Genomic DNA, 14,900 nt, shown 5'->3' with positions numbered 1-14,900 from the left:
TCAACTCCCTGCCTGAACCCTCGCTGCTAACGCGGCAGCAAGCGGCTTGCAATGTGATCGCACGATTGATAGCGCTATCAGTCAATAACAGGGGAGAGCATCGTGATGCACCGAATCGGGCTACTGCTGAGCGCGGCGACCATCGCCCTGCCGACCATCGCCAGCGCCCAGACACCCAGCGTCGCCGCACTCCAGAGCCGCGCCGCCGAAATGGTCCGCGCGATGACGCTGGAGGAGAAGGCCGCGCAGCTCAAGTCGGAGGCGCCGGCGATCCCGCGCCTCGGCATCCCGGCTTACGACTGGTGGAGCGAGGGCCTGCACGGCGTCGCCCGCGCCGGAGAGGCGACCGTTTTCCCGCAGGCCGTCGCCATGGCCGCCACCTTCGACGCGCCGCTGATCGAGCAGGCCGCCGAAACCGTCGCCACCGAATTTCGCGCCAAGTACCGCGAGACGCTCGGCACCGACGGCAGTTCGAAGCGCTATCGCGGGCTCACCGTCTGGTCGCCCAACATCAACATCTTCCGCGATCCGCGCTGGGGGCGCGGGCAGGAGACCTTCGGCGAGGACCCCTACCTCACCGGCCGCATGGGCGTATCCTTCGTGCGCGGCTTGCAGGGCAGCGACCCTGCGTTCTACAAGACCGCCGCCGTCGCCAAGCACTTCGCCGTCCATTCCGGCCCCGAGGGCAACCGCCACCGCGAGGACGTCCACCCCTCCCCTTACGATCTGGAGGATACCTACCTCCCCGCCTTCCGCGCCACGGTGACGGAGGCGAAACCCGCCGGGATCATGTGCGCCTACAACGCCATCGACGGCGTGCCCGCCTGCGGCTCCCCCCTCATCGCGCAGCGGCTGCGCGGGGACTGGGCCTTTGCCGGACAAGTGGTGACCGACTGCGCGGCGATGGTCGACTTCTTCAACCCCGAGGCCCACGCCTACAGCCGCAATCCCGTCGATGCGGCGGCGAGCGCCGTGCGCGCCGGAACCGACCTCATCTGCGTCGAGTTCGGTCGCGACAAATCCTCCGACCCCGCGATCATCGTCGATGCGGTGCGCCAGAACCTGCTGCCCGAAGACGTGCTCGACCGCGCGGTGGAGCGCACCCTCACCGACCGCCTGCGCCTCGGCCTGCCCGGAGAGACGACGCCCTATTCCGCCATCACGCCCGCGCAGAACGACACCGCCGCGAACGCCGATCTCAACCGCAAGGTCGCGCGGGAATCGCTGGTGCTGCTCAAAAACGACGGGCTGCTGCCACTGGCGAAGGCGCCGCGCTCGATCGCGGTGATCGGGCCGAATGCGGACAGCGTCGATGCGCTGGTGGGCAATTACAACGGCACCCCGTCGAAGCCCATCACGCTGCTGGAGGGCCTGCGCCAGCGCTTCCCCAAGGCGCGGATCGACTACGTGCAAGGCACCGGCCATGTCGGCCCACCGCTGAAGCCCGTGCCCAGCGCGGTGCTCTGCGTCGATGCGCGGTGCAGCGCCAAGGGCGTCACGGTCGCTGAATTCGCCGGGACGGTGATCGAAGGCAAGCCCCGCTCCAGCCACACGAACGCCGACATCCGCTTCGACTGGGGCCGCCCCGCCCGCGCGCAGCGCAACACCGCGATGCGCTGGAGCGGCTGGATCGTGCCCGAGGCGACCAGCGAATATCACTTCCGCATGAACCTCGACGACGGCTACCGCATCACCGTGGACGGGCGCGAGATCGCCGATGCCTGGGACCTCGGCGACCCGCCATCGATCCATAACGACGGCGTCGCCCTCACCGCGGGCAAGGCCTACAACATCGTCGTCGAGGCACGGCAGGAGGGCGATCGCGGCGACCAGTCGCTGCTCTGGACCGACATGCGCGAACAGGAAGGCGCCGCCGTCGAGGCCGCGCGCAAGGCCGATCTCGTCGTCTTCGCGGCGGGCCTCAATGCGAAGCTGGAGGGCGAGGAAATGCGCGTCAACGCGCCGGGCTTTGCGGGCGGCGACCGCACCAGTCTCGACCTTCCCGCCCCGCAGGAGGGGCTGCTCAAAGCGCTTCACGCGACCGGCAAGCCGGTGATCCTCGTGCTCATGAACGGCAGCGCGATGAGCGTGAACTGGGCGCAGGGGCACCTGCCCGCCATCGTCGAGGCATGGTATCCCGGCGGGGTAGGCGGACGCGCGGTGGCGGACATGATCGCGGGCGACTTCAGCCCGGCGGGCCGCCTGCCGGTGACCTTCTACGCCTCCGCCGAGCAGCTTCCGGCCTTCGGAGACTATGCCATGAAGGGGCGGACCTACCGCTACTTCGCGGACAAGCCTCTCTACCCCTTCGGCCATCGCCTCAGCTACACCAGCTTCGCCTACGCTGCGCCCAGGACCGCGAAGCAGGTCGTTGCGGGCAAGACGCTGGAAGTCTCGGCGCAGGTGACCAACAGCGGAAAGCGCGAGGGTGACGAGGTCGCGCAGCTTTACCTGCGTCATCCCGGCAGCACCGCGCGCCATGCGCTGCAGGGCTTCACCCGCATCCACCTGGGGCCCGGCGAAAGCCGCGAGTTGCGCTTCACCCTCGATCCGCGCGCGCTCAGCACCGTCGATGCGGCGGGGACGCGCCGCGTGATGCCGAGCGAGATCGAGATCTGGGTCGGCGGCGGCCAGCCCGATACCGGCGCGCCCGGCGGCTGGGCGAAAGTCCGCGTCACCGGCAAGGCCATACCGCTTCCAAAATAACGACGTTCGAGGGAGAAAGAGAACCATGAGCAACCTGAAAGCCCTGCTCCTTGCAACCGCCCTCGCGGCCGCCCCGCTACAGGCCGCGACGATCGGCACCATGACCCCGGCCGCGCCGGTCACCGCCGCGCGGATCGATGGCCTGCCCGCCGCGCAGCAGCAGGCGTGGGATCGTTACCTCGCCCGCTCGCAGGCGCTGATGGCGGCGGACAAGGCAGCGCTGGCCGCTGAGCGCAAGAGCCATCCGGCGAGCAACCCGCCCTCCGGCCCCTCGGGCGGGGGCGGGATGCCGATGGACAAGCCCTCCGCCTGGTACGCCGGGGCGGAAGCGCGGCGCATCGCCGCCACCGTGGTCAGCTTCCAGACCCCGGCGGGCGGCTGGGGCAAGAACATGGACCGCTCCGGCCCGGCGCGCGTACCCGGCCAGAGCTGGGTCCCGCATGAGAACCTGCCCGCCAACGCCCGCGAGGACATCGTCAGCGCCAGCGAGGAATGGCGCTACGTCGGCACCATCGACAACAACGCCACGCTGGACGAGATGCGCTTCCTCGCCCGCGTTCAGGCGCAGGCGCCGGGCAAGGACGGCGATGGGCTGCGCGCCTCGTTCCGCAAGGGGCTGGCATACCTGCTGGAAGCGCAGTTTCCGAATGGCGGCTGGCCGCAGGTCTATCCGCTGCAGGGCGGCTACCACGACGCGGTGACCTACAACGACGACGCCATGGCGCAGGTCCTCGCGCTGCTGGGTGATGTCGCGGCGCGCAAGGGCGACTTTGCCTTCGTGACCGCGATGGAGGCCGCGAGCACCAGGGCGGCCTTCGCGCGCGGCATCGCGGTGATCCTGGCCACGCAAGTGCGGGTAGGCGGTAGCCTGACCGGCTGGTCGCAGCAGCATGACGCGCTTACGCTGGCACCCGTCGGCGCCCGCAACTTCGAGCCCGCCGCGCTCTCCAGCAACGAGAGCGCGCGGCTGCTGATATTGCTGATGCAGCAACCTTCACCCTCGCCGCAAGTCGTGGCGGCAGTGCATGACGGGGCGGCCTGGCTGCGCTCGGTCGCTGTCCGCGACAAGGCGTGGGGGTTGGCCAACGATGGGATCGCGGGCAAGCACCTCTTCGACGAGCCGGGCGCCGGGCCGATCTGGGCGCGGTTCTACGACATGGAGACGGGGCGGCCCGTGTTCGGCGACCGCGACAAGTCGGTCCATGACGAGGTGAACGAGATCAGCCTGGAACGGCGCAATGGGTACAGCTGGTTCGGCAGCGGGCCGGGACAGGCGCTGAAAGTGTATGAGACCTGGGCGAAGGGTCGGGAGTAAATCCTCCCCCTTGGGGGAGGAACTGGCACCCACCGTTCGTCATTGCGAGCGCAGCGAAGCAATCCAGGGCGGCTCAAGACTGCCCTGGATTGCTTCGCTGCGCTCGCAATGACGAGGATATGCGGAAACGCCCGCTGGCGAGTGCGGGCCGTTACGCCGGGGAAATCAACGCATCCGAAGGTAACATCGGGTCGGCGTCGGGAGCGTCGTCACCGGGACGCGGGGTTTTGTTTTCCGTGAAGCTCTGGCGAGCGGCCGGGTAACTCACGGTGCAGCCCGGTTCGATCTGTATTCCATCGGACTTGTCCCATGTGGCCATCGTTAAGGTTCGCAGCGTTATCGGCCGAAGGCTATCCGGGATGGCCCTCCCATGTCCTGCCGTGTGTCGCAGGAACGTATGGACGGCGTTTCCGGTAGCGCAGAGACAGTCCGGGTCTTCGATGGGCGCGTGGTTTGCACAGTTGCGGCTTGAAACCGCATCCCGGCCCACGACGCCGACCCGATACACCGGAGCGACGTGATCATTCGCCGCTCCGGATGCTGGGCTATATAACCTATGTGGTTATAAATGTCAACAAAAAGCGTGCCGCCGCGAGGGTGAGCGACGGCACGCAGGGGAGTAGCCTTCAGATCGGAACCGTGTTCAGAACTGGGCGCGCAGACCCACGCGGTAGACCGGGCCGGAACTGGAGTAGTTCGTGACCACCGGCGAATCCTGGTAGGCGTAGTTGTTGCTGGTCTGGTTGGTCAGGTTCAGCCCCTCCAGCGTCACGGTGGCGAAGTCGGTCAGCTTGTAGCTGATCGAGGCGTCGATGTTGGTGGTGCCCTTGCTGAACGCGAAGTCGTTGATCAGCGGGCTGTTGCAGATCGTCCCCGCCACCGAAGGATCGGCGGGAGAATTGGTCAGGCCCGGCGCGCAGTCGCCGGCCGACAGCGGATAGGTGGTGCTGTATCCCTTGCGCTTGGCCATCGAGACGCGGGCGCGCAGGCGCTCGGTCTCGTAGAACAGCGTGGCGTTCAGCGCGTCGGGCGAGACACCCAGGAACGGCGCCTTGCCCAGCGTCTGCGGCTTGGTGGCGCTGCCGGGGTCGAGGATATAGGTCAGCTTGCTGTCAATGTGGGTATAGTTGATGATGCCGCCGAAGTGGCTGAGGAAGCCGGGCAGGAAGTCGAAGTTCTGCTGGAAGCTGACTTCGAAACCACGGATGTAGCCGCCCGGTGCATCGCGGAACTGGCGCGCGGTGACTTCGTAGTCGCCATTGATATAGGCCAGCTGGTTGGGATCGGTGAACTGCGCGCGCAGTTCCTGCAGCGCCGTCGCGTCGAGGAACTGTGAAAGCGGACCGGAGAACAGGATCGTCTGCGGGAACGACTTGATCTTCTTGTTGAACAGCGCGACCGACAACAATCCGCCCTTGGCGAAGTACCATTCCGCGCTGAAGTCGAGGTTGGTCGAATAGAACGGCTTGAGCTTGGGGTTGCCGACCGTCAGCGTGCCGCCGGTGGTGTCGCCGGTGTTAGGGATCGAGATGCTGCTCACCGTGGGCGAGAGGTTGCCCAGCAGCGGGCGCGCCATGACCTTGGCGGCGGCAAGGCGGATCACGACGTCGTCGATCGGCTCGTAGATCAGGTTCACCGAGGGCAGCCAGTCAGTGTATTTGTTGGTGCCCGAAATCTCGCGCCCCGCCGTGGTGCGGCCGGTGGAGACGAGGTCCGTCACCGCCACGCGCGTGCCCACGTTGCCACGGAACGGACGGTCGAACACGGTCAGGTCCCAGTCGCCCTGCAGATAGAAGGCATATTCCTTCTCGTTGACGCCGAAGGTCGCGGTGTTGTTGCGGGTGTTCCAGATGCGCCAGTCGCCCCACTTGTTGATGCAGTTGCAGGTGAAGTCGAACAAGTCGGCGAACTTCTCGATGTCGGGCACGTAGAAGCTGGAGGCGGTGCCCGCCGGCACGTCGAGCCCCTGCCCGAAGTTCACGACCTTGCCCATCTGCGCGGCGGTGGTCCCGGCTTCCAGCAAGGTGGGGTTGAGGGTATCGACCGGGCGCTCGTACTGGGTGGTGTAGAACCCGAACTTGCGCCAGGTGCCGCCGAACGACAGTGCGAAGGCGGGATCGACGTCCCAGCGGAAGTCGGCCTTGGCGGACTTCTGCGAGTTGTCCACCGTGCGCTTGTAGTTGCGGATGGCGGAGAAGCCCTTCACCGTCGTCCAGTTGTTCGGGTCGGAGAGGTCGAACCCGGCGTCGAAGATCGGCATCGAGCCGCCGTCACGCTCGTCATACGTGAAAGTCTCGGGCGCGTTCATGCGGTTGAACTCGACCAGCAACCCTTGCGAATCGTTGGTGGACTTGGACTGGCCGTAGACGAAGTTGCCGCGCAGGGTGTCGGTGAACTCGTGGTCGATGTTGGCGGACCACTGGTAGAACTTGGTGGTGTAGTCCTGCCGGTCGGCGGCGGAGCGCCAGTCCACGTTGCGCAGCTTGAGGTAGTTGGCGGTGCCGTTGTCGACGTTGGCATCCAGCACATCGACACCCGGACGCCCGATCAGCTCGCCGCGATAGGCCAGCCGGTTGCTGGAGGGGATGTAGCCGACCGAGTTGGGGTTGTTGTAATAGTCGTAAGGGTCGAGGTTGTTCGGGTTGGTGCTGAAGATGTTGCCCCCCAGCTGCGAGGCGACCGTGTTGCCATTGGCGTCGAGCGCCGTGCCGAACGCCGGGGTCGATCCGTAGAGGCTCTCGCCGCAGTCCTGCCCGTAGGTGATGTCCGAACTCGCGCGCGAGGTGCACAGGCCCGGATAGAGGTTGCGCGCGGCGGTCGGCGCCAGGTTGTTGCCCGCCGTCGCATAAGCCGCGTTGGTGTTGTTGCGGTTGAGCCCGACGGTGCCGACCTGATACTTCGTGCTGCTGTTCTTGAACCGCGAATAGAGCCCGTCCACGTTGAGGCGGGTGCGGTTCGAGATCTGCCACTGATAGGCGGCGGTGATGCCGAGGCGCTGGTTCTTCACGTCCTGCTGCTGGATCGAGGGCAACGCCGGAATGCGCACGGTGGAATCGTCGAAGCGGCCGGGCGTGTTGTAGGGCGCGCCGGGATAGAGCTTGGCGTAAGCCTCGGGGTCGGAGCCGGTCAGGATCGCGATCGCCTCGGGGTTGGTCACGCCGCTGCCCAGGTTCGTCCCTACCGGCGCGGAGAAGCCGCCGCGCTGCGGGTTCTCGTTCCCGGCGAAGTCCGAACCGCGATAGAGGTAGTCCGATGACCCTGCCGAGCGCTGGTAGGAATCCAGCTCGTTGCGCGTCTTGTTGTAGGCGAACGAGACGAGCAGGCCCATACTGTCATCAAAGAACTTCTTGGAGACGAGACCGGCGATGCGCGGGCTCCAGGCCTTGGAGTTCTTCTGGTAGCTGCCCTCGGTGGAGAGGGCGAAGCGGCTGTCCTTGAAGTCGAACGGGCGCGCGGTCTGCAAGTCGATGTTGGCGCCCAGCGCGCCCTCGTCGGTGGCGGCGGACGCGGTCTTCTGCACCTTGAGCGAGTTGAACAGCTCGGAGGCGAACGTGTTGTAGTCGAACGAGCGGCTGCGGTTCGGGCTGGTGCCGGAATCGTTGGAGCCCGAAGTGGAGAGCGCCATCAGCCCGTTGAGGCGGGTGATGTTGAAGTCGCCGCCCAGACCGCGCACGGTGATCGTGCGGCCTTCTCCGTTGTCGCGGTCGATTGACACGCCGGTCATGCGCTGCAGCGATTCCGCGAGGTTGGCGTCGGGGAAATCGGCGATGTCCTCGGCGTTGATGGCATCGACGATAACGGTGGCATTGCGCTTGGTGTTGATCGCGTTTTCGAGGCTGGCGCGAAAACCGGTGACGATGATCTCGGGCGCGCTCGGCTCGCCTGCGGGCGGCACTGCCTCGCCCGCATCCTGCGCCTGCGCCGGAAATGCCCCGGCCGTCGCAATGGCGACGATCGCGCTGGTGAGCGCAAGGCGGGTACGGCTGATGGACTTCGACATCGTTTACTCTCCCTGTTGGGCCAGGACGCCGCCCCCGCGGCGCCGGGCCAGGTCCGGGTGCGCGAACGAAGCGCGCAAGAACCCGGCGCCGAAGTTCCAAGTCTTCGGCGTATTGTCATGATACCGGTGTCAATCGATCGCGCGAAAAATGGTAATAGTACCGCTCACCCGCCTGCAGCGAAGAACGGCAATGCCTGCGATCGTTGATATGTTAGCCGACCGTTCCCGCGACTGAACTGTCGCGATGACCGGATCGATTACGCTGTAGTGTCAGCTAAGCCTTTTGCCCTTGCGCATATCCTACCCCTCCTGAAGCCAGTATTTGTCTGGACTGTGTCTCAGGCGTACCTCAATCGGCGAGTCTGGACAAGTTAAAAGTTAGCGCTATCTTATTTCTCTGGATGGATGGCCGAAAACACCCGTTTCCGGAGGGATGCTTGATGAAATCCGCGATATTCGCTGCAGCCTGTGCGCTGCTTGCCGTGCCCGCGCAGGCACAGATGACGCCGCCGCCCGGCTCTCCGCCGGTGACGCCGATCAGGCCATCGAAGATCATCCTCGTCGGCGATTCGACGACGGCCGTGGTCGGCGGCTGGGGGCCGAGCTTCTGCGCCTATCACGTCACGTCATTCGCGGCCTGCGTAAACCTGGCGCGCGGCGGCCGGTCTTCTGGCAGCTATCGCTGGGAAGGTTCCTGGGACGTCGCCTTGTCCGAGATGAAGGCGAAGGGCTACCAGAAGACCTGGGTGCTCATCCAGTTCGGCCACAACGACCAGCCCGGAAAGCCCGGCCGCTCGACCGACTTGCACAACGGCTTCCCCGAGAACCTGCGCAGCTATGTGCGCGAGGCACGGGCAGCGGGAGCGATACCGGTGCTGGTCACCCCCCTCACCCGGCGCATCTTCCGGGACGGCAGGCTGGACAACGACCTGGAACCCTGGGCCGAGGCGACGCGCGCGGTGGCGGCCGAGATGAAAGTGCCGCTGCTCGACCTCAACCGCGACAGCGCAAGGCTGGTCGAAGCACTGGGCAGCGACTACGCCGATCGCTTCGCGCAAGTGCCCAAGGGCACCGCAGCGGCGGCGGCCGCACCGACCGCAACCGAGGTCGCGGTGCAGCCGATGGCAAGCCCCAAGCTCTCGTTCGACTACACCCACCTCGGCACCGAGGGCGCGAACGTCTTCGCGACGATGATGACGCGCGAACTGTCTCTGGCAGTGCCCGAGATGCGGCCGCTGCTGCTGCCATGACCGGCAACCCTTTGACTTTCCCGACCCAACGACTGACAGCGCCATTCTTATCGGCTGCGCAGATGGGCGGACACGGGCAAGCTATGCCGCCATCAACCCTGCGACCGGTGCGGCGTTTGAGCCCCGCTTCACCATGGCGTTCCTCGCCGAAATGAAGCGCGCCTGCGCACTGACGGACGCCGCCGCGATCGCCTTTGGAGAGGCCGAGACGGGCCGCCCCAGCGCCCGCATCGAGGGCGAACGGGGCCGCGACCCGAGTCGCGCGGGCGGAGATACCGCTTCGGCTTCAGCACCGGGCTGCCCGGTAATCGTCAAAGGTCACTCCGCGCGCTCCGGTATCGGCGCATCAGAAACGAACTTGGCAACCCCGACAAGCTCCAGAGCCCCTAACGCCTTGTTAGTGAACTTTAACTCGCGCACCGCACCGTGGAAAAAGTTCACGCGGGTGTAACGCACGCCGACCGAAGTGCTGCCTGGCATCTGGGGCGAGAAGTGCTTCAATTCGGCCTCACATTCGAGGACGCCATCGACATAGCTGCGATAGGTCGTACCGTCGAAAGTCTGGGCCACGTGATACCAGCGACCCACAGGATGCAACTTCTTCGGGTCGATGAGCACCTGAGAGTAGCCCTGCCCCTTCACGAAACTGTCCAGATACCAGAAATCACCGACGACCCGGATTTCGAACAGCATCCGTGTCTGGTTCAACGGATCGTCGGAGGCAAGGTGCAGCCAGCGCTGCTCGAAAGCCCCGCCGTCCGGCCGGAACACCGCCTCCGCCGTGAACTGCGCTGCCCCGGCAAGAGGATGGCGGCCAAGATAGACGCCATCGTCCACCCCATCGAACACGACCACCTTGCCAACGGGGCTGTCCTCTACCTTCGGATCACCCAGCACCTGCGGCCTTAGCTTGCCGATGCGCTGCAGGTTGTCGAAGGTCCAGGTAACACTGCGCTCTTTCGCCATCGCCGGGCCGGACAGCACGGTAAGGGCAAGGAGCAGGGCTGCTCGCAGGTTCATCGGCCACCCTCCCCGCCAAGCACCACGAGGTTGTTGCGCTGCGTCACTTCGGGCACGCCCGCCGAAACCCGCACATGCAGCAGGGATGGCGCGCCTTTCGGCACGGTCAGCGAAACCGCGGAGGTACTCGGCGCAAGATCGCGCGGCGCAGCGAGCGCGGCGACCGGAGCGGAGGCGAGCACCGTGCCCTCCGGCGTTTCCAGCGTCACGGTCCCGGCAGGGGCATCGACCGAGCCGAGGCTGTGCACGGTGACGGCGATCCGACTGCCGTGGCGGGTCACGTCGTCAGGTCCGATGCCGAGATCGGGCCGGTGTTCGGGCTGGGTGGCGGCCTTGTCGCGCAGGCGGAAGGTCAAGACGGTAGTGGTCCCCGGTGCGAACGCCACGGGCAGCGCTCCGCCCCTCTCAAGCTCTACAAGCTGTGTCTCCGCCCCGTTCGTTGCCGCGTCCCCGCCTTCCGGTGAGAGGCCGCGCGTCATCTCCCACAAGCCGGCGGTGACGTTCCAAGTTCCCATCTCGGCACGCTGTTCGGTGTCCGTCGTGTTGTAGGCGACAATGGTGAAATTGTCGGGAATCGCGTCACGCACAAGCAGTGCCACTTTTACCGCCGCTTCGGGATCGGCGAAACGCCAGCTTACCGCGTTGCCCGGATACGTCTGGTTGCGCTTGAGCGCGATGCCGCCGAGCCGCTCGCGCTGGAGCAGTTCGTTGGGTGCATCCACGCGGTCGCTCCACCAGTGGCCTTCGGTGTACATGTACATGTGCTGCGCCTTGTCGGCGATGCCCGCCGCGTTGAGCGCCTCAAGCCACGATCGGTCGCCCGTGGTGTTCCACGCCTCGAGCCGGGCGAAGTCGTTGCCGCCCGCCGCCGCCTTGAGAACCGCGTCACGCCACGTGCCGCGCTTGTCGAGCACGGTGATGGCGTTCTCGTTGATTTCCGTCAGCGGGCCGAAGTTGCTCTTGCCGAGACGACCCAGCACCGGGCGCAGGTACTTCTCGTCACCGGTGAAACGCCACGCCGCCCAGGCTGACTGCATCGGCAACGAGGCCCCGCCGCCATCGCCCGTGCGCTCGGTGTCATGATCGAAGCTGATGTCGTTGGGGAAGGTCCAGAGGCCGCCCGCCCCCTGCTTGCCATGCGCCAGCAGCCCGTCGATCAGCCCCGTGACCATGCCCCGGGCAGTCGGATCGGCGTTGAACACGCCCAGCAGGACCGGCGTATGCATGATGACGAAGCCATAGGGCTTCTGCCATGCCCAGGGCTCGTCGCGATAGATCTTGCGGCCGCCATACCAGCTTGACGATATGTGCATGTGCCCGGCGGGGTTTACGCGGATCACGTCCTTCAGGCCGCGCACCGTCGCCATCATCCGCTCGACTGCCTTGGGCTCTCCCCAGTTGAGGTAGAGCCGTTCGGCATCGGAATTGATGCCTTCCTCATAGACATGCAGTTCGTCGGTGCTGATGTAGCTGAGCCCGTTCACGATCATGCCGTTCTTGTAGACGGCATCCGACAGCGCCTTGAGCGACGCGTTGATCTTGTCCGGATCGACACCCATGAGCGCCAGGCCAGGCCACTGCTGGGTGAGGTCGGTATCGTCGGAAATGCCGCCGCCGAAATCGCCGTAAGGCACCTGCCGCTTATCGATCCACCAGTTCACGAACTGGCGCGTGAGTTTGAGGTCTTCGAGCTGGCGGAAGGCCCAGAGCGGCATGCCTGCCGGGGGCTCGGGCTGGACGAAGGGCGGCAATTGGTCCTGCGAGTAGCCGATGTCGGCCCAATAACGGCGCGCCTCAAGATTGTCCGGGTCAACGCGCAGGAGGTCGGTGATATCTCCGTAAAGTCGGCGATAGAGGCCCGCACGCTTGGAGGCGGTGTGTTCTTCAACCAAGAAGGCCCAGTTGTCCTTCACCTGGTTGAAGCGGTCGGCGACATGCTCCGCCATGGCCGCGTTGCGGTCCTTGAAGACCATCCGCACCTTCATCCCGTCGAGCGAGGTCGCGCCGAAATCGGCCGCGGCGGAGGCGACGGTGAGGTAGAGGCTGTCGGCGGTCAGGATGCGGTCGCGCAAGTCCAGCCAGAGCGTGCGCGGCTGTCCGGGACGGACCGAGACCTGCAGGTCGATTATGTCCCGCTCGGGCCAGATCGGATCCTTGATGCGGATGTCGAGCGGGATCAGCCCCTTCGCATCGGGCTTCGCGTCGATGGCGGGCAGGTCGATCGCCACGCCGTCGAGCCCGTCATGCACGTTCTCCCAGCCGTAGTTCCACGCGCGCGCCAGCGGACGGTCCGCCGGGGCATCGCCGAAGTTCGACGGGATCAGGACGTGGACCAGAGGCAGGTCGTCGGCGCTGCGGGCGGCGGTGCCCGATGCGCCCGCGCTGCCCGCGCCGACCGCCGCCTTCACGCCGCTCGTCGGCAAGGCGACCACGGTGGCGCGTTCATGCGCGGGATAGCGCCCGGCGATGAAGCGGTTGAGCCGATCCAGCGCGCCGAGGTCGGAAGCGGCCTTGGCGTTCACGGTATAGCTGAGCTGAAAGGTTCCGGCGGGCACCTCGCCCGGATGCATGTCGTAGGCCCAGATCTCCTGGATCGGCTGTTCCTGCATCACGTTGGTGAATCGCAGCACGCCGCCGGTCTTGACCGCCGTATCCGTGGCGGAGCGCACCACGCCCTTCGGCCGCGTCGCGAGCCTGCTCCATGACGCCTTGCCGTCCGGCGACCATTCCAGCGCGCCATAGGCCGCGCCGCGGATCTCCACGCGATTGAAGGCGGCATCCTGCGGCAGCGTCAGTTCGTAGGTCTTGCCGCCCTCGACATAGACGTTCCAGTCGGGGAGCTGGAAATAGTCGTCACGCCCCGGCAGGCGGGAGCGGTTGTAGACGCCGGGCCAGGTCGTCTCGGCAATGCCGTCGATGCCCTTCCACATCCATTCCTTGAGATCCTTGGCGTCGGCGAATTCCACCTTGCGCACCACGGTGGTCCCCTCCGCCAGCGCGGGCGGGGCCGCCGTGTCCCAGCCGAAGCGGTGGAGCCACGCAGCGCGGATATCGGCGGCGGGCGGCGCCGGAGGAACCGCCGGTTCCTGCCGCGCGGCTAGGCGGGCGACGTTGCCCGCGTCCAGCATCCGGTCGTAGACCCGGATATCGTCGAGGTCGGAGCCGCGCATGAAGTTGTAGCGGCTCTGCACCTGATGCGGCGCGATTACGCGGCCCGCCAGCCCGAGCTGGTCGAGTTCCATGTCGAGGTCCGCCGCCTGCTGCTTCGCGGCGACCTGCTGGCCGTCCCAGAACAGCCGCACGCCCTGCGCCTCGTCCCAGCCGAAAGCGACGTGGTGCCATGCCTCGGGCGTCGGCGGGGTCGGGATCTTCCAGCTCACGCGCACGCGCGAAAGATTGGCGTCGGTCACGAAGGCATCGAAGCCGTGGCCATTCCAGTCGATGCGCAGGAACGCCATGTCCCAGCTCGTATGGTCGCCCGCGCTGGCGCGGAAGATCACGAAGGGCGCTTCGCCCACCGGCTTGTGGCTGCGCCAGAAGAACGAGAGCGTGCCGCGCTGCGCCAGCATGTTACCCGGCGCTTCCCACGCGACGTAGCCGCCGTCGGTCCAGCGCCCCGCGCCCTTGACCGCGCCGTCCGGCACGATCGAGACGTCGCTCTTGAAGTTGGGCACCGCCGCCCCGCCGGAGACGGTGGCGTCGAACGCGTCGTCCAGCGGCGCGCGGAACAGCAGCCCGTCGGCATCCTGCGCCTGCGCGCCGGGCACCGCGACACACAGGCCGGCCACGGCCAGAGCGAGGGAAGAACAGGCCCGATTAGCCACGAAACGCCGAAAGGTATGCAACACGCGGATGTCTCTCCCTCGCAGGATCAGACGCTTGGCCCGTCCCATTCGCCTTAAACCCCATCCATGACACCGGTATCAATTCAGGTGCAAGGGCAAATTCTGGTGGCGGACGGACGTTTTGATGGGCGGTGTCATTGTTTCGAGCGAGCGCCTTCAACCTGAGATTGCAAAAGTGTTCCCGAAGTGATGCACCGCGAAGTTGGTCATCCTCGTCTCCCACAGCCGGCAATGCTGTTTGCAGACGGCTATCCTGTTCGCATCCTTTAGTGAGGGCGCATAAATGGGGCGTCTGCAGACCGGCCGGAGACTCCTTTGTTGGCGATGCGCCAAACCAAAGGCGACGGGCAGCTATCTGCCAATCTGAGCCGGTGAGCCTCCGTTCCGCAAGCGGCCATACGCGCTATCGCCATCGGGGCGCGCAGGCAGGTCAAAGCGCCTGACCTAGCTTACTTGGTTAGTGTCAGTTCGGGTGAGATATTTGCATGTGGGAATATCGTTGCGCCAAATCTGGACACCAGGTGCTGCGCTACACTCTTGCGGTATCGCAGCTGCCGCTCGCGTGTCGGGCTGTGGTATACGCCTACAGCTTTCCAGTAGTCATGAGTTGCTCGGAGCCCGGACAGGAATATCCATTTTGCCGCTTGCACGTTGAAGCAGGGGTCGTGGATCAGCCATTTGCGGACCAATGCAGGTTCGCGCCCCACGAGTGTCGCGCGGCGATCTGGATGAGAAAGCGCGACAATCAAGATGAGAATCCGGTG

The 14,900-nt window shown here is 66.0% G+C and carries 7 protein-coding genes; 3 read left to right on the top strand and 4 right to left on the bottom strand.

Annotation, left to right across the window (positions count from 1 at the left end; translation table 11 throughout):
- Positions 1-105 precede the first annotated feature (105 nt).
- Together QRN25_RS09840 and pelA are read left to right on the top strand one after the other, a co-directional pair.
- Positions 106-2,706 carry a glycoside hydrolase family 3 C-terminal domain-containing protein gene (locus tag QRN25_RS09840; RefSeq protein WP_285019254.1) on the top strand — a complete coding sequence of 867 codons (2,601 nt, stop codon included), beginning with the start codon at positions 106-108 and terminating at the stop codon, positions 2,704-2,706.
- Positions 2,707-2,731: 25 nt separating this feature from the next.
- Positions 2,732-4,021 (top strand): pectate lyase, encoded by a 1,290-nt coding sequence (pelA, locus tag QRN25_RS09835; RefSeq protein WP_285019230.1) that lies wholly within the window; start codon positions 2,732-2,734, stop codon positions 4,019-4,021.
- A 643-nt stretch (positions 4,022-4,664) separates the two neighbouring features.
- Here the strand turns inward: pelA and QRN25_RS09830 are convergent.
- Complete coding sequence (locus QRN25_RS09830) at positions 4,665-8,021, bottom strand: TonB-dependent receptor (protein ID WP_285019228.1); 3,357 nt, start codon at positions 8,019-8,021, stop codon at positions 4,665-4,667.
- Positions 8,022-8,461: 440 nt separating this feature from the next.
- On the opposite strand from QRN25_RS09830, the gene QRN25_RS09825 reads away from it, so the two are divergent.
- Positions 8,462-9,271 carry a rhamnogalacturonan acetylesterase gene (locus tag QRN25_RS09825; RefSeq protein ID WP_285019226.1) on the top strand — a complete coding sequence of 270 codons (810 nt, stop codon included), beginning with the start codon at positions 8,462-8,464 and terminating at the stop codon, positions 9,269-9,271.
- A gap of 318 nt (positions 9,272-9,589) precedes the next feature.
- Here the strand turns inward: QRN25_RS09825 and QRN25_RS09815 are convergent, their stop codons facing one another.
- The 3 genes from QRN25_RS09815 to QRN25_RS09805 form a co-directional block, all read right to left on the bottom strand.
- Positions 9,590-10,291 carry a LamG domain-containing protein gene (locus tag QRN25_RS09815; protein ID WP_285019223.1) on the bottom strand — a complete coding sequence of 234 codons (702 nt, stop codon included), beginning with the start codon at positions 10,289-10,291 and terminating at the stop codon, positions 9,590-9,592.
- Positions 10,288-14,139, bottom strand: a complete 3,852-nt coding sequence (locus QRN25_RS09810; RefSeq protein WP_285019221.1) for a LamG-like jellyroll fold domain-containing protein — start codon at positions 14,137-14,139, stop codon at positions 10,288-10,290. Before QRN25_RS09810 ends, QRN25_RS09815 begins: the two co-directional genes overlap by 4 nt.
- A 446-nt stretch (positions 14,140-14,585) precedes the next feature.
- A partial coding sequence (locus tag QRN25_RS09805) for a lysozyme family protein (protein ID WP_502910450.1) occupies positions 14,586-14,900 on the bottom strand: 315 nt, incomplete at its 5' end.

The organism is Novosphingobium sp. fls2-241-R2A-195, from assembly GCF_030209485.1.
In the GTDB taxonomy this organism is placed as follows: Bacteria; Pseudomonadota; Alphaproteobacteria; order Sphingomonadales; family Sphingomonadaceae; genus Novosphingobium; species Novosphingobium resinovorum.
Note: the sequence above shows the minus strand (reverse complement) of the source record. Positions and strands in the feature narration are given on the sequence as shown.

Coding starts and splice junctions, on each gene's coding strand:
- QRN25_RS09815 (WP_285019223.1), bottom strand. CDS start 10,291: ATGAACCTGCGAGCAGCCCTGCTCCTTGCCCTTACCGTGCTGTCCGGC.
- QRN25_RS09825 (WP_285019226.1), top strand. CDS start 8,462: ATGAAATCCGCGATATTCGCTGCAGCCTGTGCGCTGCTTGCCGTGCCC.
- QRN25_RS09830 (WP_285019228.1), bottom strand. CDS start 8,021: ATGTCGAAGTCCATCAGCCGTACCCGCCTTGCGCTCACCAGCGCGATC.
- pelA (WP_285019230.1), top strand. CDS start 2,732: ATGAGCAACCTGAAAGCCCTGCTCCTTGCAACCGCCCTCGCGGCCGCC.
- QRN25_RS09840 (WP_285019254.1), top strand. CDS start 106: ATGCACCGAATCGGGCTACTGCTGAGCGCGGCGACCATCGCCCTGCCG.